The sequence below is a fragment of the Labrenzia sp. THAF187b genome (genome assembly GCF_009363375.1).
Lineage (GTDB): Bacteria > Pseudomonadota > Alphaproteobacteria > Rhizobiales > Stappiaceae > Roseibium > Roseibium algicola.
In genome coordinates this window covers 910330-932320 of record NZ_CP045344.1, presented here as the reverse complement: position 1 = coordinate 932320, position 21991 = coordinate 910330, and the positions used below count along the sequence as shown (strand labels likewise).

Below are 21991 nucleotides of genomic sequence, written 5' to 3'. Positions count from 1 at the left end.
AATGCACAGGCAGCCCGGTTTTGGGCCGGTACCGCGGTTCAATAGTCCTGGTTCAGCGCATCTGCCGCCGGGATTTCACGCTCGCGCCGCGCGATGTAGTCGAGAAGGGCCTCGTTTTTGGCGGGGTCGAGAGCAGGCTCCTGATACTCGGACAGAAGCTTGCGGGCGATGCCAAGCGCCCGTTCGGTGATCTCCACTTCTCCCTCGGCCTTCCATTGCTCGATGGAATTGTTGTCGAAGGTCTCCGGCATGAAGAACGCCCGCTGGAAATTCTCCTGGGTGTGCGGGTGCCCCAGGTAATGCCCGCCAGGGCCGACGTCGCGAATGGCGGCAAGGCCTTCGTCGAAATCGTCCCAGCGCGGGCCCTCCGCCATGCGGTAGGCCATTGCGCATTGCTCGGCGTCGACGATGAACTTGGCAACGGAGCAATGCATCCCGGCCTCGTTCCAGCCGGCCGCGTGCCAGACGTAGTTGGCACCTGAATGGATAACGGCGCTCAGCGTTGCTGCGCTCTCATACCCGGCTTGCGCGTCAAAGGTCTTGGCACCGCCGAGCGATCCGGAGGTCCGCCAGGGCACATCGTAGAACCGCGCCATCTGCCCGATCATGAAGTTCATCAGGCTGATCTCGGGGGTGCCGGCCATCGGCGCACCGGATTTCATCGAGACCGTCGACAGATAATGCCCGTAAATCGCAGGTGCGCCCTTCCGGATCACCTGGGTGTAGGCAAGGGCGCTCAGGGCTTCCGCGTTGAGCTGGGCGACGGCGGGGACGACGCTTGCCGGGGTATTGGCTCCGCCAAGCACGAAGGGGGAGCAGAGCACGGGCTGATTCCGTTTCGAAAAGGCCCGCATAGCTCCCAGCATGGTCTCGTCCCAAACCAGCGGAGAATTGCCGTTGCAGTTTCCTGTTGTGACCGGATGGGTCTCCAGATAGTCCTCACCGAACAGGATCGCGCACATTTCCATGACATCTTCGGCGTTCTTCGGGCTTGTCGTCATGCCCATGAAGGTCTTGTCCGAATACTTGATCGAAGAATAGGTGATGCGCAGGTGCCGGTGGCTGATGGGGTGGTCGTAGGGCTCCACGATGTGGTGGGCGCTGGAATGCAGGGCCGGCAGCATGTGGCTGAGCTTGTGGAACATGGCCAGGTCCGCAAGCGTTGGATTGCGCCGCTCATTGTCGAGATCACGCAGAAATGGTGCCCCGGTCATCGGCACGAAGATCGAACGATCTCCTCCGAGCGGGACATTCTTTGCCGGATTGCGGGCATGATAGGTGAAGCTGGATGGGATCGAACTGATGAGCTCACGCACCAGCTCCCGGTCCAGGTAGACCTTCTCTCCCTCGACCTTGGCACCGGCCCGCTTCCAGTCTGCAAGGGCAATCGGATCGCGAAAGACGATACCAACCTCTTCCAGGATTGCCATGGAGGCATCGTCCAGCTTTCGGATCTGCTCTTCGTCCATGGGTTCGCACAGGGGAAGGGTGCGCCGCAGACCGGGCTGCATGGTATGGTCGGGAGCGGTGCGAATAGCCCGGCGGCCGGCACGGCCGCCGCTGCGGCTGCGTTGGGCAACACTCATCTTGTTCTCCGGTAATCGGTTATTTTGACAAGAAGAATGCGCCTGATTTACCGCCCGACAGTGCCGAAATACGAACTGGCACTGCATTTTCCGACATTGTTGGAGAATAATCGTTTTTCATCTAAAAGAATTATCTGAGATCTGTATCAGTAGACCAGAATATACGCGCGTAGCATTTTCCGTGCCTGTCTGAAAATCAAAAATCATTCATAATAATGTTGCTGTGCACAATATCTGGGCAGCCAGTCAACATTAAACATTTTAAATGAGGAATTTATCCATGGGGGTGGCCGAGCAGGGGCAGTTCGTGTTTTGCTATGTAAATGTCGCAAATGAGCATCATGGTTACAAAAAAACAACGGATGCTACGTTTGGGAAATTGGCAAGTGACTGTTCAAGAAGAACCGGAAGGGGAGACAGATGACGAAGTCCAAAGATGCCGAGATGCTCGAAAGGCTTGAAGCAGCGGCCCGCACGGGAGGAATCAGTAAGCGTGATTTCCTTCGCTATTCCGTGCTGGCCGGATTGACAGCAAGCACCGCAACAGGCCTGTGGTCGACCGAGGCGAAAGCCCAGCCCAAGCAGGGCGGGACGTTCCGCTGGGGGATCCACGACGGCAACACCTCAGATTCTCACGATCCGGGTACCTATCTGACCCGCGTGATGATTTTCCTCGCCCACACGCACCGCAGCTACCTGACTATGATCATGGGCGACGGGTCGCTTGGGCCGGATCTGGCCGACAGCTGGGAAGCCAGCGAGGATGCGTCCGAATGGACCTTCAAGATTACTGAAAACGCCGAGTTCCACAGCGGCAGGAAACTGACGGCTGACGATGTCATCGCATCGCTGAACCACCACCGCGGCGACAAGACAACCTCCGCAGCCAAGGCGCTGCTGACGGATGTCACCGACATCACCAAGGATGGCGACTACACCGTTGTCGTGAAGCTGTCCGGCGGCAACGCCGACTTCCCATGGCTGATGACCGACTATCACATGGCGATCTGCCCGGCCAACGACGACGGCACGATCGACTGGCAGTCCGGCGACGGCACAGGTCCCTACAAGATCGACAACGGCGAGTTCGGCGTCCAGTTCAGCCTCAGCCGGCATGACGGCTGGCACCGTGAGGGCGCCTATTTCGACAAGGTCGAGCTGATCACCCTGAACGATCCGAACGCTCGTCAGACGGCGCTTGTGACCGGCGATGTGGATGCGGTCTCGCTGATCGAGCTGAAGACCATGGGTCTGCTGCAGCGCAATCCGAACATCAAGATCCACAACATCCCGTCCGCGGGCGCGATCACGCTGCCGATGTTCTGTGACACGGCACCGTTCGACAATCCGGACGTGCGCAACGCGCTTAAGCTGGCCATGAACCGGGATGACATCATCGAGAAGATCACCTTCGGTGCTGCCACCAAGGGCAATGACTTCCACCATTCGCCGGCCCAGCCTTACTGGCCGGACGACATCCCGCAGCGTGATTACGATCCGGACCAGGCCAAGTCCCTGCTCAAGAAAGCGGGCGCGGAAGGTCTCACGGTCAGCCTCAGCACCGCGGACAGCGTCTATGCGGGTGCGGTCGACATGGCGGTACTTTATGCCGAACACGCCAAGGCGGCGGGTATCAACATCAATGTCGTGCGTGAACCGAACGACGGTTACTATTCCGACGTCTGGCTGAAGAAGCCGTTCTGTCTCGTGTCCTGGGGTGCGCGTCCGACACCTGATGTCATGTACACGCTGGCCTACAAGAACGACGCGGCCTGGAACGAGTCTCACTGGAAAAACCCGCGCTTCAACGAGCTTCTGCTTCAGGCCAAGGCCGAGTTGGACGACACCCGGCGCGCGGAAATGTACCGCGAGATGGCGATGCTGGCCCGGGACGATGGCGGCACCATCATCCCGTTCTTCAACAACTTCGTTTACGCCAACAGCGCGAAGGTGGGCACGCCCGAGAAACTGGCTGCCAGCTGGGAAAATGACGGCGCGCGTGCCGCCAGCCGCTGGTGGTTCGAGTCCTGATTGAGGGGTTAGGCGGCGGCTAAGGCCGCCGCCTGCAATTTGGCCCTGCCCCGGACGCGGGACGGGCCGACCTGGACGGACAGGGCTCCTGCCAACGCAAAGCAAAAAGAGCTGACAGGAACCTGCCCGATATGTGTCCGGCGGCGCTATGTGCCGTGCCGGGCTTTCCTATTCTGGAGGGACAAATGGGGGACATCCTACAGCTGGTCCTAAAGAGACTTGGCTTAGGTGCGATCACGCTACTAGTGGTCTCTATCCTGATCTTTTTTGCAGTTGAACTGCTGCCCGGCGATATTGCCCAGGCCGTTCTTGGACAGGGAGCAACGCCTGAAACCGTCGCCGCCCTGCGAGAGAAGCTCGGCCTCGACCAGCCCGCGATCCTGCGATATTTCCAATGGCTCGGCGGTGCACTCACCGGTGACTTCGGCGTCTCGCTCGTCTCTGGCGAGCGGGTCAGTGCTGCCATCAGCGACCGGTTCGTCAACACGCTTTTCCTGGCGACCTACGCGGCTGTCATCGCGGTGCCGGTTTCCATTGTTCTCGGCGTGATTGTCGCTCTCCTGCGCAATACCCTGTTCGACAGGGTCGCCAACGTGGTCACGCTGACATCGATTTCCTCTCCGGAATTCTTTCTCGGCTACATCCTCATTCTCTACCTGGCGGTCAAGACCAACTACTTCCCCGCCATTGCCAGCCTCAGCGCGGACATGAGCTTCGGGGATCTGTTGCATCGAACCTTCCTGCCGGCGCTGACCCTGGTGCTGGTGGTGACGGCGCACATGATGCGCATGACACGCGCGGCGATCATCAACCTTCTGGCCTCGCCCTACATCGAGATGGCACGGCTGAAAGGCGTTCCGCCCTGGAAGGTGATCGTCAAACACGCTCTGCCCAACGCCTGGGCGCCGATCATCAACGTCGTCGCCCTCAATCTCGCCTACCTCATTACCGGTGTGGTTCTGGTGGAAGTTGTCTTCGTCTATCCGGGCGTGGGCCAGCTTCTGGTGGACGCGGTTGCCAAACGCGATTTCCCGATCGTGCAGGCCTGCTGTCTGATCTTCGCGGCAACCTTCATCCTGCTGAACCTGGCAGCCGATGTGGGCGCGATCCTGACCAATCCGCGTTTGCGGCATCCGAAATAAGGGCAGCGACATGAGCACATTCGTTATTGGCTACTATGCGCTGCTGATCGGGGCTTCCTGCCTGGCGGCCTATTTCAACAAGCGCAACGTCTTCATTCTTGTCTTTTCCCTGACGATGATCTCCTTCATCGCGGGGATCATCGGCGGCGCTCCGGCGCTGCGGTTCATCACTACGGCTGCCGGTCTTCTGGCACTGGCCGCCGGAACATCCTACGCGTTCCGGGAATTCCTGATCATCATCACGCCCGCCGGTGTCTCCAAGGAGTTGCGGACCGCACCTCTCACGGCCGCCTTCGGCATGTTCGTGATCTTCACCTACGCCATCGCCGGGGTCTTTGCCCCCGTGATTGCACCTTTCGGTGAAGCGCAAGTCATTTCGTCGGCCTTTGCACCGCCGGATGAAACCATGCTTCTGGGGGCCGACCAGCTCGGCCGCGACATGTTCAGCCGTATCATCTACGGTGCCCGCAACTCTGTCGGTCTCGCGCTGCTGGCAACCATGCTGGCCTTCTTCATGGGAGCATTTGCAGGCCTGCTTGCTGCCACCAAGGGCGGTTGGTTCGATCAGTTCATCGGCCGTGTCGCAGACGTCATCATGTCCGTTCCGTCACTGATCTTCGCCCTGCTGATGCTCAGTATCTTCGGCACCAACCTGGTGGTGATCGTGATTGTCGTTGCCGTCATCTATTCGCCACGCGTCTTCCGCCTTACCCGTGCGGTTGCCGGCAACGTGGTGGTGATGGACTACATCGAAGCGGCCAAGCTGCGCGGCGAGGGCACCTGGTACCTGATCCGCCGGGAAATCCTGCCTAACTCGACAGCACCGCTGATCGCCGAATTCGGTCTCGAATTCTGCTTCGTGTTCCTGCTGATCGCAGGCCTGTCGTTCCTTGGCCTCGGTATTCAGCCGCCGACCGCCGACTGGGGCTCCATGGTGCGTGAGAACGCGACATTGATTTCCTTTGGCGAAATGACGCCGCTGATCCCGGCGGCCGCCATTGCGCTTCTGACTGTCGCGGTGAATTTCGTCGTCGACTGGATGCTGTTCCGGTCTTCCGGCCTGAAGGAGGTTTGAGAATGGTGCCGAAAAAAGACGTACTGCTTCGGGTCACCGATCTCCGGATCGAGGGATACTCGGACGAAAAATGGGTCGAGATCGTTCATGGCGTCAACCTTACCCTGCACAAGGGGGAAGTGTTGGGGCTGATCGGAGAATCGGGTGCCGGCAAATCGACCATCGGCCTCGCCTCCATGGGCTTTGCCCGCGACGGTTGCCGGATTTCCGGCGGCTCCATCGAGTTCGACGGCATGGAACTGACGACGACGCCGGAGAGCGATCTCCGGGCGTTGCGCGGATCGCGCATCGCCTATGTCGCCCAGTCGGCAGCTGCCTCGTTCAATCCGGCACACCGGATTATCGACCAGCACACGGAAGCGCCGATCCAGTACCGCATTCAAAAGCGGGTCGAGGCGCAGGAAGACGCCATGGAGCTTTACGAGCGGCTGCGCCTTCCCAACCCGAACGAAATCGGCTTCCGCTATCCCCACCAGGTCTCTGGCGGCCAGTTGCAGCGCGCGATGACCGCCATGGCCATGGCGTGCCGGCCGGATCTCATCATCTTCGATGAGCCGACCACCGCGCTGGACGTGACCACGCAGATCGAGGTTCTGGCGGCGATCCGGGACATTGTCGACCAGTTCAACACCGCGGCGATCTACATCACGCACGATCTAGCGGTGGTGGCGCAGATGGCCGATACTATCAAGGTGTTGCTCAAGGGCGAGGAAGTCGAAGAGGCGCCGACCGAGCAGATGCTCGGGTCTCCCAAGGAGGACTACACCAAGAGCCTTTGGGCCGTCCGCAGCTTCCAGCGGCCGCAGAAGCAGCGGCCGACCGAGGCAGGTGCCATTCCGATCGTTTCCGTGCAGGGAATTGATGCGGCTTACGGCAAGACCAAGGTGCTGGATGATGTCTCCTTCGACATCTATCCGGGCATGACGGTTGCGGTTGTCGGCGAATCCGGTTCCGGCAAGTCGACAACGGCGCGCTGTATCACCGGTCTGTTGCCGCCCACCAAGGGGCAGATCCTGTTCAAGGGCGAGCCGTTGCCGCCGCGCTATCAGGACCGCAGCAAGGATCAGCTTCGCCAGGCGCAGATGATCTACCAGATGGCCGATACCGCGCTGAACCCGAAGATCAGGATCAGCGAGATCATCGGTCGTCCGGCCCAGTTCTATGGCGGGCTGCACGGCGCGAAACTGAAAAACCGTGTCGACGAGCTTTTGGACCTGATCGAGCTGGACCCGTCAAAATTCTACAATCGTTATCCGCCGGAGCTTTCCGGCGGCCAGAAACAGCGTGTGGGCATTGCCAGGGCCCTGGCGGCCGACCCGGCCTTCATCATCTGCGACGAGGTGACGAGCGCGCTCGACCAGCTTGTGGCGGAAGGTATCCTGAAGCTGCTCGATCGGCTGCAGCAGGAGTTCAACCTGGCCTACATGTTCATTACCCATGACCTGGCGACGGTGCGCTCCATCGCGGACGAGGTTGTGGTGATGCAGCGCGGCAAGGTGGTGGAGCAGGGGCCGAAGGACGAGATGTTCACGCCGCCGCATCATCCCTACACGGATCTGCTTCTGTCTTCGGTTCCCGAAATGGATCCGAACTGGCTGACGACGCTTCTGGAAGAGCGCGGCACCGATTCCATTGGCGAAGCCGCCGACGTTTGATCGCCGGCGGTTTGCCTGCCTTAAAATGCAATCACCCCCGGAGGTCGCTCCGGGGGTGATTGAAACTCTGCCGACGTTTCGTCAGGCGTGCGGGATCAGCCGACCATCAGGTAGCCGGAAAGAGCCATCGCACCCACGATAACGGCGTAAACGCCGACAAGCGCCGGCCAGGAGCCGCTCTGTGCCTTGTATTCGCGAATGAGATCGTCCCGGGTCATGCCGACCTCCAGAATTTGCCCAACTCTTGAGCGGGCTGGTGAATATTTGATCTGCCGGACAAATACGGGAGGAAAGTTAAGATTTCAATGAGTGAAAGCACGAATCTCCCTCCTATTTTTGCATAACTGTTCTGCGTTCCATTCACGTAAAGCATAGCAGCTCGGATAAACCGGGAGATTGCGGTTCAACCGGCTGACTGGCAGTTGAAAGAAAGACGTCTCGGGCCCTTGCAAGGTCCTGCATGGAGACGGTATCCGTCACGCCGACAGCGAAGCTGGAACGCCTTGTGGCGAACCGGCCGGTCCGGACAACCGGGCAACCGGAAATCGCTCCCAATCACCTGTCCGCGCGGCCCGAACCGGTCGCAGGCAACGATGGCGACGGAACCAGATGATCGAGACACCCTACTATCTGATCGACAAGGCGAAGCTGCTCCGCAACATGGAGAAGATCGCCTACGTTCGAGAGCGGTCTGGCGCGAAGGCCCTGCTGGCGCTCAAGTGCTTTGCGACCTGGTGTGTTTTCGACTTCATGCGCGAGTACATGGACGGCACCACGTCGTCTTCTCTGAACGAAGTCCGGCTGGGGCATGAGCGCTTCGGCAAGGAAACCCACGCCTATTCCGTGGCCTATGCCGACTACGAGATCGATGAAGTGATCTCCCATGCCGACAAGATCATCTTCAATTCCATCAGCCAGCTGGAACGGTTCGCGGACAAATCCGCAGGCATCGTGCGCGGGCTGCGCCTCAACCCGATGGTCAGCTCCTCCAGTTTTGACCTTGCCGACCCGGCCCGGCCTTTCTCCCGCCTCGGAGAATGGGACGTCACCAAGATTGAAAAGGTCATGGACCGGATCAGCGGTTTCATGATCCACAACAACTGCGAAAATGCCGATTTTGCGCTGTTCGACCGCATGCTTGGCGATATCGAGGAAAAGTTCGGCGGGCTTTTGAGCCGGGCGGAATGGGTCAGCCTGGGGGGCGGTATCCATTTCACGGGGGACGACTACCCACTCGACCTCTTCGCCGACCGCCTCAAGGCCTTCGCCGAAAAATACGGCGTTCAGGTTTACCTGGAACCGGGCGAAGCCTCGATCACCCGGTCGACCACACTGGAGACAACGGTGCTCGACACGCTCTTCAACGGCAAGAACCTGGCCATCGTCGATGCGTCCATCGAGGCTCATATGCTCGATCTGCTGATTTACCGCGAGACCGCGAAGGTGACCCCCAACGAAGGGCCGCACAGCTACATGATTTGTGGCAAGTCCTGCCTTGCCGGCGACATATTCGGCGAGTTCAACTTCCCTGCCGAACTCAAGACCGGTGACCGGGTTTCCATTCAAGATGCGGCGGGTTACACGATGGTCAAGAAAAACTGGTTTAATGGCGTGAAAATGCCCGCGATTGCGGTCAAGGAAGTGGACGGCACTGTCCACGTTGCTCGTGAGTTTTCGTACCAGGACTACGAGCAAAGTCTGTCTTGAGACTTGAACCCCGAACACCCCCAAGGTCCAAGGAAGGTATCTTTATCAAATGAAAAAGACTGTTCTCATCATCGGCGCCGGAGGTGTCGCTCAGGTGGTGGCGCATAAGTGCGCTCAGAACAATGATGTTCTCGGCGATATACATATCGCCTCGCGCACCAAATCCAAATGCGACGACATCATCGCAACCGTGCATGCCAAGAAGGCGCTGAAGCAGCCGGGTGTTCTGGAAGGACACGAACTCAACGCTCTGGACATTGCCGCAACCAGCGCGCTGATCCGCAAAACCGGTGCGCAGATCGTCATCAATGTCGGCACCGCCTTCCTGAACATGTCCGTCCTCAGCGCCTGTCTGGAGACGGGAGCGGCCTATATCGACACGGCCATTCACGAAGAGCCGGGCAAGATCTGCGAGACCCCGCCCTGGTATGGCAACTACGAATGGAAACGGGCCGAGGAATGCGCCGCAAAGGGCGTCACCGCCATTCTGGGCGCCGGTTTCGACCCGGGCGTCGTCAACGCCTATGCCCGCCTTGCCAAGGACGACTATCTCGACAAGGTGACCGAGGTCGATATCGTCGACATCAACGCCGGCAGCCACCAGCGCTATTTCGCCACCAACTTTGATCCGGAGATCAACTTCCGGGAGTTCACCGGCACGGTCTATTCCTGGCAGCAGGGCAAGTGGCAGGAAAACAAGATGTTCGAGATCGGCAAGGAATATGACCTGCCGGTGGTCGGCAAGCGCATGGCCTATCTGTGTGGCCACGACGAAGTGCATTCCCTTGCAAAGAACATGGACGGCGCGGACGTCCGGTTCTGGATGGGCTTCGGCGAGCACTACATCAACGTCTTCACCGTTCTGAAGAACATCGGCCTCCTGTCCGAGCAGCCGGTCAAGACGGCGGAAGGACTGGAAGTCGTACCGCTGAAGGTGGTCAAGGCGTGTCTGCCGGATCCGTCTTCGCTGGCGCCTGAATACACCGGCAAGACCTGCATCGGTGATTTCGTGAAAGGCACCAAGGACGGCAAGGAGCACGAGGTGTTCATCTACAATGTTGCCGACCACAAGGAAGCTTATGAGGAAGTCGGCAGCCAGGGCATTTCCTACACTGCGGGCGTTCCGCCGGTCGCGGCTGCCATGCTGATCGCCACTGGCGAATGGGACGTGAAGAAGATGGCCAACGTGGAAGAACTGCCGCCGCATCCCTTCCTCGGCATCCTCAACCGCATCGGCCTGCCGACCCGCATCAAGGACGCCAACGGCGACCGCGCCCTGGAGTTCTAGGTCCAGGCCTTTTCCAGCGGATCAACCTGCACAGCCCCGGTTACAATCGGGGCTGTTTGCGTTTCAGTCAACCGCAAACGGGCTGCAACGTGCCCTCAGGCCCCGCCCACGAACAGAAAGCCGTCCTTTCGCAAAAATATCCTGCAGCCTGCCTGCCCAGGCCGGTCCTCTGAGCGCCCGATTTGGTCGCTTTGAAATTCAGGTAGAGAAGGGTGTTCACAGAAAGGCAAAAACGCCCATCGCAGCGAGCCAATGCCCAATGGCTGATCAAGATAATGAAAGTCAGGAGAATTGGCGCACCCGACAGGATTCGAACCTGTGACCTCTGCCTTCGGAGGATTGTGTAAATCCATAAGATATTGAATTCATGCGATTTCTCGATTTTCCGTGTTCTCGAAATTTTCCGATTTTTCCCGGATTTCTCTTTCCCTGGAATTGATTCCGCGAGCATTTCGCGAACGTCCTAATCGCTGCGCCATGTCACGAATATGGTCCGTATTGAAATGAGAATAGACCTTCTCCAGGGTCTGGAAGCTCATCGCCATGTACTCTGAGACGTCGGAGATTTTCTCGCCAGCCTGAACCAGAAGACTCACGCGGGTATGGCGAAGCGTGTGTGGTGTGACCTGCTTCAAGCCTGCTTTTTTTGCCGCTTGCCGAAAGCCTTTGTCGATACTTTTGACGCGTCTTGTCGGATCGTGTTTTTGATGAAAGACGAAGTTGGTCTTGTCGCCATAAAGGTCGAACCTGCGTTTCAGATGCCTCGATAGCTCCGGAGGCATCGGGATATAAGATCGAGGTTTGCCACCCTCTGGATCATCTTCCTCATCGAACTCCGCGCCTTCCTTGTTGAAATTCAGCATCCCCGCCTCGAAATCGATTTGCGACCATTCCAGCTCCATGATCGCGTTTTTACGGGCTCCCGTGTAATAGGCGATCATCAGAAATAGCCGCAAAGTGAATTTGCTTCGGTACTCATCGCCAGCAGCCCAAAACAGGCGCACATACTCGGACTGCGTCAGCCATCGCTTCCTGGGTTTGCCGTCCTTTGGAAGTTCAGGAAAGCGAAACTCCTGCAAACGGTTCATTCGGATTGCATGATTGACTGCGGATCTAAGGTCCGTGAGTTCGCGGCGGCAGGTCGACCGCTTGCGAGAACTCGTCCTCCAGTATTGCTCGACCGTCTCCGGGTTGATCTGATCAACGGTTTTATCCTGCCAGAATGTAAGGAGATTGGATAACGAGTAGCTCAGGCGTTCTGCCGCTTTCTTTCCCATTTTGAAGTTTGCGTAGTCATCCAACGTTTGGGCAATTTTCATTTTGTGTGGCGGAACGGGGCGCCCTGTTCGTTGGGTACGCCTATCCCTCAGGAAGTCTTCGAGCTTTTCCTCAGCTTCGTCACGGTTCGAAGTACCTGTTGAACACTCACGTCTTTTTCCAGTCTCGGGATCGTGGAAGACAATGAAGAAGAACGGCCGGTTCTTGCGCTTTTTGAGTTTTGGTGGGTCTGCGGGTCTTGGCATGGCTCAATCGTGCTTCGTTCAATCAACTCTTCAATTGCTCCTTCTGGAAGGAACAGGCTCCCATCAATCCTCACGTGCCGGATCTTGCCCTGGCTGATCCAGGCACGGATGCGTTTCTCGGTGAAGATTGTACGTTCAGCGGCTTGTTTCGGGGTTTCTAGATTCATTTCAGCCTTTCCCTTGAACGGAATAGGTGGGCGTGGCACCATACAGCGAATATGGGTCAATAAAGGCGAAAATAGACACAATTCGGTCTATACGCAAGGCGAAAAATGGATTTGCACAACCGACTACGGGAGTTCCGCGTTCGCGTTGGAAAGAGCCAGCTTCAATTTGCCAAAGATCTTGGGGTCTCGGGCACTGCATATAAAAACTACGAAAGAGGGGCCACGCCGATCCCGAGCACTGTGGTTTTGGCGCTATGTCATGACTTTGACGTTTCCCCAGCGTGGCTGTTTTTGGGAGACGGAGACCCCACGCGAGAAGCTGCAACACAAATCGTCAAATCGGCAGTCTTGGCTGCTCGCACCTTTGCGGAAGAATGCGGACTAGATTTGACCGCAGATCAAGAGGTGCAGCTAATTTGTAAGATGTTCGATCAGTTTTATTTCCATGAACTGAAGCAGAAAAAATTGGAACAAAAAGAAAGTTTCGCAGGCAATGGCTGACTTGTCGGGTGAAGATTCGATTTATTACGAAGCAATGTTGGCACTACATCGCAAGAAAATTGCCGAAATGTGTGCCATGCATGGGGTTCCATTTGAAAATGGGCAAGTTTCCTTTCCACGAGAAGACATGGAAATGATCCGAGCACATATTTCGATGAGCCATTTCGAGCGGTTTTGGAAGAGAAACGCCTTAAAGGTTAAACTTCTTATCGTTTTAGGTTTTATTTGTTCCTTGTTGATGTTGATGGGTCGCGTATTCAGCGTAATCGAAATGTCAATCTATGGAACTGTGAGTAATGCGTTCGTTCTTATATTGTCACTGATCATGTTGTATTTTCTGGAGTCACTAGAACAGCATTTCGGACTGTGGAAACGGCCTGCGGTTACTGGGTCGGATGGTCAGTCGAATAAAAAGTGGACGTTCGTTCCCGCTGACATCGGCCGCTTTGTTAAAGCGCGCCATGACTCTTCCGGTTCAAGTTCCTGACCGCCAGCTGTTTTCAGCAATTTAATTAGTGGCGGCGCTTAATTAACGAAATGGGCGTTTCCTTTATTAACGGGCTTCGTCGTCAAATTTTTTTGTCTAATTTTTGGATTGAAGGTTTACCCTGATACCCTTAGGCACCCGTCCTAAGGACGGGTGCCTAAGGGTATCACGCGAACTCGTTTTGTCAACGATTATTGACTTCTAGGTGGTGTGTGGATATAACGGATTACAATACCTTTTACGTCCTTAGGACGTAAAAGGTATTGTAATCGGATTTAAATGGACAAGAAGCACCAATTTTTTACAGACATAAAACGCATGACCCGCTTGGGCGAAGCCCTAGCGGAGCGGTTGATCGATGATTCGATCCCTCTGGTTTCCAACTACGAAATTTTCAAACACGTCTGGGATATTTACCGCGAGGGAAAGGTTAAATATCTGAGGGGTGAATTTCCCTCTCAAGAAACGTTTTACCGCGTGCGAGACGCTCTGCGGAACGAGGGGCTGCTTCACAAGGATGCCGATTACTCCAGGATGTGGCGTGTTCAAACAGAAGGCGATAGGTCGGCCGACGAAATTGTCTGCCTAGCTGACCGCTATTGCTACATTTCCCATCTGTCCGCAATGCAACAATACGGGCTGACAAACAGACGCTCGAAGCCATTATTCATCACCCAGCCTTCGCCGGCACAGCTTACAGAAGCCTTGGCAAGGCAGTTCATAGCTGACTATCCCGATCTATCCGAGCAAACGCATATCTACGTTGTTCCGCTTCATGCAGTTCACCATCCCAAGACCGTGCGCAAGAGGGCAATCAATGCCCTTGAAACCAAAATGCATGGTGAGTGGCGCCAGGTCCGGGGATCGTACGCACGTGTTGCATCGATTGGTCAAACGTTTCTGGATATGGTTGACATGCCGGAGCGATGTGGCGGCATGCTCCACGTTCTGGAAACATGGGAGGAACATGCCAAGACCTATGCCGAAGAGATCATTAAGCGCATCGATGTGGCTCCCAAACCTATCCACAAAGTCCGGGCAGGGTACATCCTTGAAGAACGTCTCGGAATTCGGGATACCCGCGTTCTTGCATGGAAACAATTTGCGCAAAGAGGCGGTAGTCGGATTCTGGATCCAGGGGCTCCCTTTGCAAACAGATACTCAGAAGATTGGATGCTTTCGATAAATGTCGGGTGAAGAAGAACAGACTGAAAGCGTTACAGTGAACATCGGTGAGTGGGTGGAGAAGGCCAGGGCTGATCCCCAAGCCTATCACGAACGCCAGGCAACCGAAGTCTTCCTTACAGCCCTCGGCATGATCCAATCCTATCGCCACCAGGTTTTTCTGAAAGGCGGGATTCTGATGGGAGTTGTTTATGGCAGCCCTCGCCAGACCGGTGATCTGGATTTCACAGCCTGCCTCGATCCGGAACCCGGTATAGCTGATGATTTCAAGAAGGAACTTGACGCAGTCTTTCCACGGGCGACAGCAGAGCTCGGTTACCCCGAACTGATATGTGCCGTCCAGTCGTGCAGATATCTCCCCAATGCCAAACTCTTCCCTAAAGCCGAAGGACCGGCCCTGATGCTCAAAGTTGCATATGCCGATCGGGGAACCAGACAAGCAGACATGCTGGAGCAGGGAAGGGCAGCCAATGTGCTGGACGTCGATATCAGTTTCAGGGAACCTGTCGGGGCAATTCAAATCGTGAATCTCGCCGACACGGGGGGATCTTTTTATGCCTATTCGCTGATCGACCTGATGGCGGAGAAGCTTCGTGCCCTGCTGCAACAGGAAATGCGCAACCGCTACCGGCGTCAGGACATATACGATCTAGATGCGTTGCTAATGCGTTTCAGTTTGGACAAGGATGAAAAAAGCCGGCTATGTGAGGTGCTTTTGAAAAAATGCAGGGCACGTCATATCGAACCTCATCCTGAATCTCTGTCCCAACCGGAAATTATTCGCAGAGCCAAAGAGGAATGGAAAACACTTGAGCTCGAAATAGGGGAGGTGCCGGATTTTGATGAATGTTTTGCTCGGGTCGATGCTTTTTACCGGGAACTCCCGTGGAGCGCGAAAAATGATGAAAGCAAATGAACGGTAGTAAGCTCACCAGCAAAAAGTTCTTGTTCCCCCTGTTTGAATACAATCGTATCTACCGCATTGCTCATGGCATTCTGCAGGATATTGGAAAGGTTGAGAAGGCATGCATATTCTTTGCCTCATTAGGCTCCTACCTGCTTAACAAACATTACAAAATTCCATCCCGGCCAGTAGCCGGCGCATTTGCACTGTGCGTCAACGACGAGCCAGACGTCGCCTGTTTCGGAAGGCAGGGGGATCAGGGCCTTTCGTCTGACCCGGAAGCCTTTCATATGTGGATTCAGACAGAAACGCATATCATTGATTTCATGGCGCCTGTCTTTCCAGAGGCCTTTGCCAAATACAATCCACCAGCATCAATTACCCGCAAGATGCTCCAAAAACGCCTGGGCGACGAAGCTGCGAATGCGAGCGAACTCAAGGCGGCAGGCGATTTTTTCACACTACCCGACCCCGAGCTAACCGAAAAGCTTCTCGATCAGTTTCTTGAAACACCAGGTAATACAGACCTAATCGCCATCGGCGAGAAATGGTTTGGAAAACGAGGGGCAAAACAGAAGCCATTAATTTCGATGACTAACGATTTAGGGCAGATCTATCATTTGAACCTCCCAAAACATGCTGTCTTGGGTTCCTGGTGACGTAAGCTTCCAAGACAGCCTCAAACCGGTAAACCCAGAGGGTAGCTCTTGCGTCATCGGGTCCAGTCAAGCGGGCAAAAACGGTTCTACAAGGGGTAAGGTCAACCACAGCAGATTGTGGTGTGGTTAAAACCATAAAATACGAGATCGATCTTGACTTGCACTCGTGCCCTTACTCGCCTTATCGAGAACCATGAAGATTAGCTGTGAGCATGCCAAAAATTTCGCGTGCTGCATCAAGATTTGCAGCCTTGGCGAGAACTTCAAATTGATTTTTTCGTTCGCGGGTGATGAAATAACCCATAGAACCACCGAGAGTATCGTCCTCAATATACTCGCGATATGTTTCGTCGTGCATGGGTGACACGTAAAGCGTGGTGTCATTATCCAATTTTGCAATCAAAGCGATATCATCCATGACTGACACTCCAAACTACGGATTTAACCGCTATCCTCAGTTCTCAGTGAACCACATATCTGACTATCTATCGACAGTGCATGCGACACAGCGCACCAAATTAATATGTGCCGCAAAATTCCCAAAAAAGGTTGAAGTTGCAGCGTACTCTCAAGTACGCCAAGCGTTGAAGAGAGCTCTGACCACAGACAATTTTGATCGAGACGGACTCGATTTCCTAGCAGGTAAACTTGAGGCCAGGACGCTCATGGAAAGCGGATACAATCGCGACGAAGCGCTTCGCTGTATAAAAGCGGTTCGAGCATTTCAGGACACATTTACGCCACGACGATTTGGCCGATATGAGCTATCGGCCAACCCCAAGACTCTCCTGAAATCTATTTCTGGTGTGAAGCTCAAAGTGTCGCTCGACGCATTGGTCACACAGTCACAAGATGGCGAAATTTTCGCTGGCGGTTTGATCCTCTTATATGCGTTTTCTTCCGACCGAACCGCAATAACGGATAGGCTCGCCGCCGCATCCGCCCTGATATTGTGGGCCTTGGAAGACGGACAAATGCAGCCTTTGCCCCGACTGTGCATGGCCGTTGATCTTGCGGAGACAAAAGTTGTCAAAGCAAGCCGTTCACACGAACGCTTTAGAGAGCGTGTTGAAGCGTCATGCAGTGAAGTTGCCGCTCGCTGGAATGAAATAGAGCCACCTCACGACTACGATGGCCCTGATTGGCGATGAAAGTACCCAACCCGACATTCGCGTCATAAGTGTGATACCTTCCAGTTGCTATTGGGAGGAATTTATTATGACCATTACCGCCAGAGTTAGATGCATTAAAAAAACTGACCGACAAAGCGCTTGGGAGCGCATAAGCAGTATTGGCGGCACGAACCCAGACGGTAACCGCTGGAAACTCAATTTAGACAGAGCCATTCAAGGCATCGAAAGCAGTGAGTTTGCATTCTACGTGGAACAGCCTGCCGGTGATCGCGTAAATGTGGTTGTGGCCGTAAGTGCTTCTGGAAACAAATATCTGAAGACGACTGCGGACGGTGACCAGCCGAACAATCTTCTGAGTCTTCCTGAATGCCCTTGATGAACCCGAAAGGCGTTCAAAGTCGTTCGATCAAAAGCCACGAAATCGGATGCTGCGCAGCATTTAGCCGCGGAAGTCACCTTCATCCGGGTTGGATTCCAGTGTGATTGAAATAATGGTTAAAATTAAAAAACAAACTAGATTATATCTACGCCAACTATAGAATTGTTCTTTTTAAAACAAGGTGGCCAGTTCTTTTCTCCCATTGAACAATTGAATCGAAAACACTCATGGTTTTGAAATCGGATTCACTTATGGCAAGTCTGAGGTGCATTTCAACTTCCTTGCCGATGGTTTGATTTTTGTTTCGATCCCCCAGCTTCTTCCGAAGATTGACACCTAAAGCCCAACAAAAATCATGACCGTTGGTGATCTGATGGAGATCAAAATTATTTGCGGCTGCAGATTCGATATGAGCTTTTAATTTTTCTACTTTGCCTACTTCGCAAACAGTTTTACCTAAAATTCCAGCGACAAGCTTTCCTTTATCAATTTGGAAGTCTTCATAAAATTTATACCATTGAACATTACCCACAGGGTAACCAAGTCTGAACATTTCATTCGCAAGTTTTGCATGAGAAACGGGCGACAAGGATAGAACAATCGAATCAACGATTTTATCGTGAGAACCGATAGATTTACATTTATCTTCGTCACCAGCTAATCTTAAATAGCGAGACGTAGCCTCCGTTCGAATAGTATCCATATCAAAATCATAGCATTCTGAGTAGATTAAGTCTGGAAGTTGCTCCAATCTGCCTAAGACACGGTCGAAGTCTGCGTCTGCTAGGCCAATGCAACCCACGAACTCTTTTTCGTGCGCAATCTTCATTGCTCCCAGCAGATTGGGTTTTCCATAGCAATTTGTTATTGAGCAGGTATTGCTATCCACAAACTTCTCGAACCTGTCGATATCATTCGCACCTTCAAGTAGCAATTGAGCGCCTTTGAACTCTTGTCGCATAAGAAGAAGTTCGCCAAAAATTTCCTCAGGACCGATCTCGTTGGTCATCGACTTCATGCGAACGGGTCCTCAAAATCAATTATCCCAAAAGGATGCTCGCCTTCATAAACATCACCAAGCTCAACAACCAAATTTGTCCAACGACCTATTAATTGAGGTGAGTGAGTTGCAAGTACAACGTCAAAATTTCGCAGCTTTATAATTTCTATTAAGTCGCCGATGAATTTCTTTTGCCAGGCAATGTGAAGCGAAATTTCTGGCTCATCAATTAGAATTAGAGAATTTGAGGGCATTTCAAATAGCAGTGAGAAAAACAGAACTAGCTGATGCTGCTCTCCAGAGCTGAGTTTCTCGACAGGAATTCGTCTTCCCTTATATGTAACTGCCAATCCATCAGTTTTGTTTATTTCAATTTCTTTTTTTCCGAATCTATTCTCCATCAAAGACTTAAATAGAGAAATTTTTTCATATATTTCTGAAAGTGCATTTAGTTTTTTCTTGTTGTCTTCAACATATACACCGAGAAGTGCATTTATTGCCTCGTCATCATAAGAGCCGGTCGGCATATTTACAGGAACATCGTGTTCACTTTCCAAAATGCCGACCGACATATAACGTTTTCGAAGGGTGTCTAAGAGTTCTAATTCTTCGGCAATGTCGGGTGTGGCTCGATGTTCAATTGCTGAGCGAATGACACGCTGAGGAAATGTTCGGTCTAATGATTGAGAGAGCGCGGCGTATTTTGTTAGCTCACTACGAATAATTGATTTGAGCATGTCTGCTTTTTGTTCGATAGCAAACTGCGTTTTTCCCGCTTGCGTAAGAAAAAAATTTTCGTTGTCTTCGTCATCTTCGTCGAATTCTTGAGATAAAACAATAAGTCTTTGTGTTTCAATAAAATTGCAATTAATGCGCTTTAAAAAGGAAAAGATACTAGATAACGCTTCCCGGTTGACAAACAATTTCGCTGGATTTGGTAATTCATCAGAAAACCTCTCTTCTATTTCCCGGCTTCGAATTATGGTTTTACTACGAGCGTCTAGCCACCGATCCGGTCCGACTCTTTGAAGAAAGGGTAAGTGAAATTCGTATTTCCTCGAGGGACGCCTTTTCCCACTCGGGAGGAGCGAGCGTATCCACTCTCCATCGCGGAGCATGGATATGTATAAAGAGGGTTCTTCCTCGAGGTTTTCGTCAAACTCTAAATTATCGTCATCAAGTTTCTTTCTTAAAATCTCAATTGAGGTTCCGTCAGAGAATAAATAGCGAGCGGCGTCGAAAACTATTCCTCTAAAAAACTTCCACTCTCTTCCAAATAAAGCATCAATTGCTTTTAGACATAAAGTTTTTCCAGCCCCATTGGGTGCTATTACAGCGGTAACATGTTCCTGTGTATTAAATGGAATCATATAATCAAACTCGTCATAGAGGCCGAGTATCTGAAAAGCTTCCAATGAAATAGCTACTTCACTCTCTGAATGCTGCATATCTGTCTCAATTGGTGACTCAAGGATGACATTTATGTACTCATAGAGTTGAGTGCGAAAAGATGCAACTTTAGAACGTGGCAGCAATCCTAGCGCTCTCGACGTGTTTTGCGTGAGCGTCTTGTATTTATCGCAGGATTCTGGAGCTGTTGAGCTTTTCCGTAGCCCCGTAGAGCTCTTCCACCGATCTGCCGGAGGATTCCGGCGCACTGAGCAAGTCGAGCAAGGCCTCGTTGAAGGCCCGTTGCGAGCTGATGGACCTGTCGAGCAACGTTTCGAGTTCGGTCAGCCGTTCTTCCAGCAAGCCGGTCGAGCGTCTTTCCAAATGCTCCAGCTGAGCGGTCGAATGTTCGAAGGCTTTGGTCAAGCGTTCGACCAAGCTCAGCAACCCGCGCTCGAGCGGCGTCAGGGTTTGTTGGGATGGCAGGTTCGGTGCGGAGGGATTGGTGTCTGTCATGGTGCTCTACTTGGTTAGGTGGCAGGAGAAATTCCCGTCTATGTCCCGGCAACGCTCGTACGTGCCGGTTTTCGTGTCGAAGATCAGGATCGGAAATTCCGTGTAAGTTGTCTGATTGAAGGCAGAGGCGATCAGCGCCCCTCTCAAGTGGTTCTCCAGGAACAGAACCCCGCCAAGCGTCAGGACGACCGAGACCAGAATCGCTGCCGAGAGTTTCAACAAGCGGTTCTTCGCCGCCAATCTCTCGTTTTCCGCCATGCCTGTTTTCAGCTGATGGATCTGTTCCTCGCTCGACCTCAAGTGCCTTTCTAACGTTGCGTTCAGTTTCTCCTGGGACGTGCGGATATCTTTGCTGATTGTAGACCCTGCGCTTTTCAACATGCGCTCGATATTCGTCTCGGAGGTCTGAAAGGCTTCGAGCAGCGAGGCGTTCTGATCCTCGTGCATCTGCTCGATGTTCTCGCTCAGTCGCTCTCTGAGCGGTCTTCTCTCTGGTCCAATCTGCATGGAAAATGTCTCCCTTGAGCCGCCAGCGGGTGTCGCTGTCCGGGTCTTTGACTGTGAGATAGGTTCTGCCCTGGCGGGGCAGTTCGAAGCCGGCGCCCTCAAGTGCGGCAACCATGTCCGGCCGGGATGAGATGCGACCGGTGACGATCAGGTCTTCCAGCCAGTTCTGGATGTCCTCGCGGCCCTGTGCCCGAAGCTTCTTTTCCGGAAGCTGCTTGGTGTCCTGCGACCTGGACGGATCTTGCGGATCGGCCCAGCCATGCTCCTTGTTGAGCATGTCGCGCAGGGCATCCATGGCCTTCTGGTAGCCAGGCGGGGCGATGTTGAGACTCTTGCCGGACGTAAGCTCCATGCGCGGCGTGCAGAAATGCAGTTCCACGCGGCCCTCGTGGCTGTGCCGAACCCAGAGCATGTCGACCTGGTCGCGGTCTAGACCAGAAAAGGCGAGCTCGTCGAAGGCGTCCATGACGGCCTGCTGCTGCTCTTCGCTCGGATGGTCGTCCTTATCGAAGCTGATCACGCCGGCCCGGTACGTCCAGGCGTGGGGGCAGGCATCGATCAGCGCCCGGGTGTGGTCCGCGTCGCCCGCCAGCACTTCCGGCAACGGATCGCGGCTCTTCATCAGCGGGACGCCAGCGTCGTCGCGGATGAGATCGCGATTGGCGTCGTAGTCGAGCACATGAGAGGCGATCAGATAATCGACCGGTGCCGCCCCGCCGCCCTTGCCACTGCGGAACAGCTTAATCAGCATGATCTGCGTCCCGCCGTGTGTGGCTGGCAAGGAGGGCCGACATCTGGCGCTCGATGCCGATCAGCTCGGCGAGCAGCTGCAGGCCGTCGAGCTGACGCATGTCGTCGGCGGCCTGGGCGGAGTTCACGGCGCGGGCGATCTGGTTCAGGTTCGTGCCGATGCGGCTGAGCGCTGTCACAAGCTGCGGATCAGCCTGCGGTGTGGCACGGCGGCGCGGGGCTTTGATCTGCCCCAACGCTGCGCGCAACAGCTCCGAGACGGAGATTTTGTCCGCGGCGGCGCGGCGCTTGAGATGTCTCTTTTCCTCCGTCGTACAGCGCATAACAACCGTCTCGGCGAGACGGGCCGTTTGCGGTCCGGAGGGGTTCGAAGGGGAGGCCTGCCACCCCTCGCAAGGTCCTGTGTC

Annotated in this window: 22 protein-coding genes; 14 read left to right on the top strand and 8 right to left on the bottom strand. The window is 54.3% G+C overall.

Going from position 1 to position 21991, the window contains the following annotated elements; genetic code table 11:
• Positions 1–38: 38 nt before the first annotated feature.
• Positions 39–1586: a trimethylamine methyltransferase family protein gene (locus tag FIV03_RS04315; protein ID WP_152508778.1), complete on the bottom strand. Its 1548-nt coding sequence runs from the start codon at positions 1584–1586 to the stop codon at positions 39–41.
• Between the two features lie 420 nt (positions 1587–2006).
• Here FIV03_RS04315 and FIV03_RS04310 point away from each other — a divergent pair, with 420 nt between their 5' ends.
• From FIV03_RS04310 to FIV03_RS04295, 4 genes are all read left to right on the top strand, one after another.
• Positions 2007–3617, top strand: a complete 1611-nt coding sequence (locus tag FIV03_RS04310) for an ABC transporter substrate-binding protein (RefSeq protein WP_022999163.1) — start codon at positions 2007–2009, stop codon at positions 3615–3617.
• Between the two features lie 185 nt (positions 3618–3802).
• The gene (locus FIV03_RS04305) at positions 3803–4759 is read left to right on the top strand and encodes an ABC transporter permease (protein ID WP_031268720.1); all 957 of its coding nucleotides are present in this window, start codon (positions 3803–3805) and stop codon (positions 4757–4759) included.
• A 10-nt stretch (positions 4760–4769) separates the two neighbouring features.
• The gene (locus FIV03_RS04300; RefSeq protein WP_152508777.1) at positions 4770–5834 is read left to right on the top strand and encodes an ABC transporter permease; all 1065 of its coding nucleotides are present in this window, start codon (positions 4770–4772) and stop codon (positions 5832–5834) included.
• Positions 5835–5836: 2 nt separating this feature from the next.
• Positions 5837–7489 carry an ABC transporter ATP-binding protein gene (locus tag FIV03_RS04295; RefSeq protein WP_152508776.1) on the top strand — a complete coding sequence of 551 codons (1653 nt, stop codon included), beginning with the start codon at positions 5837–5839 and terminating at the stop codon, positions 7487–7489.
• 95 nt (positions 7490–7584) lie between these two features.
• On the opposite strand, the gene FIV03_RS31815 is transcribed toward FIV03_RS04295, so the two are convergent.
• Positions 7585–7707, bottom strand: a complete 123-nt coding sequence (locus FIV03_RS31815; protein WP_022999159.1) for a hypothetical protein — start codon at positions 7705–7707, stop codon at positions 7585–7587.
• Between the two features lie 242 nt (positions 7708–7949).
• On the opposite strand from FIV03_RS31815, the gene FIV03_RS31505 reads away from it, so the two are divergent.
• Genes FIV03_RS31505 through FIV03_RS04285 form a run of 3 tightly spaced genes read left to right on the top strand, consistent with a single transcriptional unit; the run spans position 7950 to position 10484 of the window.
• Entirely contained in the window at positions 7950–8102 is a 153-nt protein-coding gene (locus FIV03_RS31505; protein WP_158514224.1) for a hypothetical protein, read from the top strand.
• On the top strand, positions 8099–9196 hold the full coding sequence (gene nspC / locus FIV03_RS04290; RefSeq protein ID WP_152508775.1) for a carboxynorspermidine decarboxylase: 1098 nt from the start codon (positions 8099–8101) through the stop codon (positions 9194–9196). The genes FIV03_RS31505 and nspC overlap by 4 nt, the downstream gene beginning before the upstream one ends.
• Positions 9197–9245: 49 nt before the next feature.
• Positions 9246–10484, top strand: coding sequence for a saccharopine dehydrogenase family protein (locus tag FIV03_RS04285; protein ID WP_075283753.1), 1239 nt, complete (start codon positions 9246–9248; stop codon positions 10482–10484).
• Positions 10485–10849: 365 nt separating this feature from the next.
• Here FIV03_RS04285 and FIV03_RS04280 read toward each other — a convergent pair whose 3' ends face one another.
• Positions 10850–12007, bottom strand: a complete 1158-nt coding sequence (locus FIV03_RS04280; RefSeq protein ID WP_152508774.1) for a site-specific integrase — start codon at positions 12005–12007, stop codon at positions 10850–10852.
• A gap of 272 nt (positions 12008–12279) precedes the next feature.
• Between FIV03_RS04280 and FIV03_RS04270 the strand changes: the two genes are divergently transcribed.
• The 5 genes from FIV03_RS04270 (at position 12280) to FIV03_RS04250 (ending at position 15910) form a co-directional block, all read left to right on the top strand.
• Positions 12280–12675, top strand: coding sequence for a helix-turn-helix transcriptional regulator (locus FIV03_RS04270; protein WP_075284336.1), 396 nt, complete (start codon positions 12280–12282; stop codon positions 12673–12675).
• The gene (locus FIV03_RS04265; RefSeq protein ID WP_152508773.1) at positions 12668–13162 is read left to right on the top strand and encodes a hypothetical protein; all 495 of its coding nucleotides are present in this window, start codon (positions 12668–12670) and stop codon (positions 13160–13162) included. Before FIV03_RS04270 ends, FIV03_RS04265 begins: the two co-directional genes overlap by 8 nt.
• Positions 13163–13441: 279 nt before the next feature.
• Positions 13442–14359 (top strand): hypothetical protein, encoded by a 918-nt coding sequence (locus FIV03_RS04260; RefSeq protein WP_152508772.1) that lies wholly within the window; start codon positions 13442–13444, stop codon positions 14357–14359.
• A complete protein-coding gene (locus FIV03_RS04255; RefSeq protein ID WP_152508771.1) occupies positions 14349–15263 on the top strand; it encodes a nucleotidyl transferase AbiEii/AbiGii toxin family protein in 915 nt (304 codons plus the stop codon). The genes FIV03_RS04260 and FIV03_RS04255 overlap by 11 nt, the downstream gene beginning before the upstream one ends.
• Positions 15260–15910 carry a DUF2026 family protein gene (locus FIV03_RS04250; RefSeq protein WP_152508770.1) on the top strand — a complete coding sequence of 217 codons (651 nt, stop codon included), beginning with the start codon at positions 15260–15262 and terminating at the stop codon, positions 15908–15910. Before FIV03_RS04255 ends, FIV03_RS04250 begins: the two co-directional genes overlap by 4 nt.
• Before the next feature lie 181 nt (positions 15911–16091).
• Here the strand turns inward: FIV03_RS04250 and FIV03_RS04245 are convergent, their stop codons facing one another.
• Positions 16092–16328: a hypothetical protein gene (locus tag FIV03_RS04245; protein ID WP_152508769.1), complete on the bottom strand. Its 237-nt coding sequence runs from the start codon at positions 16326–16328 to the stop codon at positions 16092–16094.
• Here FIV03_RS04245 and FIV03_RS04240 point away from each other — a divergent pair.
• Both FIV03_RS04240 and FIV03_RS04235 read left to right on the top strand, forming a co-directional pair.
• Positions 16327–17061, top strand: a complete 735-nt coding sequence (locus FIV03_RS04240) for a hypothetical protein (RefSeq protein WP_152508768.1) — start codon at positions 16327–16329, stop codon at positions 17059–17061. The two genes, FIV03_RS04245 and FIV03_RS04240, sit on opposite strands and share 2 nt — an antisense overlap.
• A gap of 67 nt (positions 17062–17128) precedes the next feature.
• Positions 17129–17419 (top strand): DUF3892 domain-containing protein, encoded by a 291-nt coding sequence (locus tag FIV03_RS04235; protein ID WP_152508767.1) that lies wholly within the window; start codon positions 17129–17131, stop codon positions 17417–17419.
• Between the two features lie 157 nt (positions 17420–17576).
• On the opposite strand, the gene FIV03_RS04230 is transcribed toward FIV03_RS04235, so the two are convergent.
• Genes FIV03_RS04230 through mobC form a run of 4 tightly spaced genes read right to left on the bottom strand, consistent with a single transcriptional unit; the run spans position 17577 to position 21907 of the window.
• A complete protein-coding gene (locus FIV03_RS04230; RefSeq protein ID WP_152508766.1) occupies positions 17577–18440 on the bottom strand; it encodes a hypothetical protein in 864 nt (287 codons plus the stop codon).
• Positions 18437–19957, bottom strand: coding sequence for an AAA family ATPase (locus tag FIV03_RS04225; RefSeq protein WP_152508765.1), 1521 nt, complete (start codon positions 19955–19957; stop codon positions 18437–18439). Before FIV03_RS04225 ends, FIV03_RS04230 begins: the two co-directional genes overlap by 4 nt.
• Positions 19958–19959: 2 nt before the next feature.
• Positions 19960–21585: a relaxase/mobilization nuclease domain-containing protein gene (locus FIV03_RS04220; RefSeq protein WP_152508764.1), complete on the bottom strand. Its 1626-nt coding sequence runs from the start codon at positions 21583–21585 to the stop codon at positions 19960–19962.
• Positions 21575–21907: a plasmid mobilization relaxosome protein MobC gene (gene mobC, locus FIV03_RS04215; RefSeq protein ID WP_152508763.1), complete on the bottom strand. Its 333-nt coding sequence runs from the start codon at positions 21905–21907 to the stop codon at positions 21575–21577. Before mobC ends, FIV03_RS04220 begins: the two co-directional genes overlap by 11 nt.
• Positions 21908–21991: the final 84 nt, after the last annotated feature.

Excerpts from the sequence above, each read along its gene's own strand:
- mobC (WP_152508763.1), bottom strand. The coding sequence starts at position 21,907 with ATGCGCTGTACGACGGAGGAAAAGAGACATCTCAAGCGCCGCGCCGCC.
- FIV03_RS04240 (WP_152508768.1), top strand. The coding sequence starts at position 16,327 with ATGACTGACACTCCAAACTACGGATTTAACCGCTATCCTCAGTTCTCA.
- FIV03_RS04220 (WP_152508764.1), bottom strand. The coding sequence starts at position 21,585 with ATGCTGATTAAGCTGTTCCGCAGTGGCAAGGGCGGCGGGGCGGCACCG.
- nspC (WP_152508775.1), top strand. The coding sequence starts at position 8,099 with ATGATCGAGACACCCTACTATCTGATCGACAAGGCGAAGCTGCTCCGC.
- FIV03_RS04280 (WP_152508774.1), bottom strand. The coding sequence starts at position 12,007 with ATGCCAAGACCCGCAGACCCACCAAAACTCAAAAAGCGCAAGAACCGG.
- FIV03_RS31815 (WP_022999159.1), bottom strand. The coding sequence starts at position 7,707 with ATGACCCGGGACGATCTCATTCGCGAATACAAGGCACAGAGCGGCTCC.
- FIV03_RS04230 (WP_152508766.1), bottom strand. The coding sequence starts at position 18,440 with ATGAAGTCGATGACCAACGAGATCGGTCCTGAGGAAATTTTTGGCGAA.
- FIV03_RS04260 (WP_152508772.1), top strand. The coding sequence starts at position 13,442 with ATGGACAAGAAGCACCAATTTTTTACAGACATAAAACGCATGACCCGC.
- FIV03_RS04255 (WP_152508771.1), top strand. The coding sequence starts at position 14,349 with ATGTCGGGTGAAGAAGAACAGACTGAAAGCGTTACAGTGAACATCGGT.
- FIV03_RS04305 (WP_031268720.1), top strand. The coding sequence starts at position 3,803 with ATGGGGGACATCCTACAGCTGGTCCTAAAGAGACTTGGCTTAGGTGCG.
- FIV03_RS04250 (WP_152508770.1), top strand. The coding sequence starts at position 15,260 with ATGAACGGTAGTAAGCTCACCAGCAAAAAGTTCTTGTTCCCCCTGTTT.
- FIV03_RS31505 (WP_158514224.1), top strand. The coding sequence starts at position 7,950 with ATGGAGACGGTATCCGTCACGCCGACAGCGAAGCTGGAACGCCTTGTG.
- FIV03_RS04270 (WP_075284336.1), top strand. The coding sequence starts at position 12,280 with ATGGATTTGCACAACCGACTACGGGAGTTCCGCGTTCGCGTTGGAAAG.
- FIV03_RS04245 (WP_152508769.1), bottom strand. The coding sequence starts at position 16,328 with ATGGATGATATCGCTTTGATTGCAAAATTGGATAATGACACCACGCTT.
- FIV03_RS04285 (WP_075283753.1), top strand. The coding sequence starts at position 9,246 with ATGAAAAAGACTGTTCTCATCATCGGCGCCGGAGGTGTCGCTCAGGTG.
- FIV03_RS04310 (WP_022999163.1), top strand. The coding sequence starts at position 2,007 with ATGACGAAGTCCAAAGATGCCGAGATGCTCGAAAGGCTTGAAGCAGCG.
- FIV03_RS04315 (WP_152508778.1), bottom strand. The coding sequence starts at position 1,586 with ATGAGTGTTGCCCAACGCAGCCGCAGCGGCGGCCGTGCCGGCCGCCGG.
- FIV03_RS04295 (WP_152508776.1), top strand. The coding sequence starts at position 5,837 with ATGGTGCCGAAAAAAGACGTACTGCTTCGGGTCACCGATCTCCGGATC.
- FIV03_RS04300 (WP_152508777.1), top strand. The coding sequence starts at position 4,770 with ATGAGCACATTCGTTATTGGCTACTATGCGCTGCTGATCGGGGCTTCC.
- FIV03_RS04235 (WP_152508767.1), top strand. The coding sequence starts at position 17,129 with ATGACCATTACCGCCAGAGTTAGATGCATTAAAAAAACTGACCGACAA.
- FIV03_RS04265 (WP_152508773.1), top strand. The coding sequence starts at position 12,668 with ATGGCTGACTTGTCGGGTGAAGATTCGATTTATTACGAAGCAATGTTG.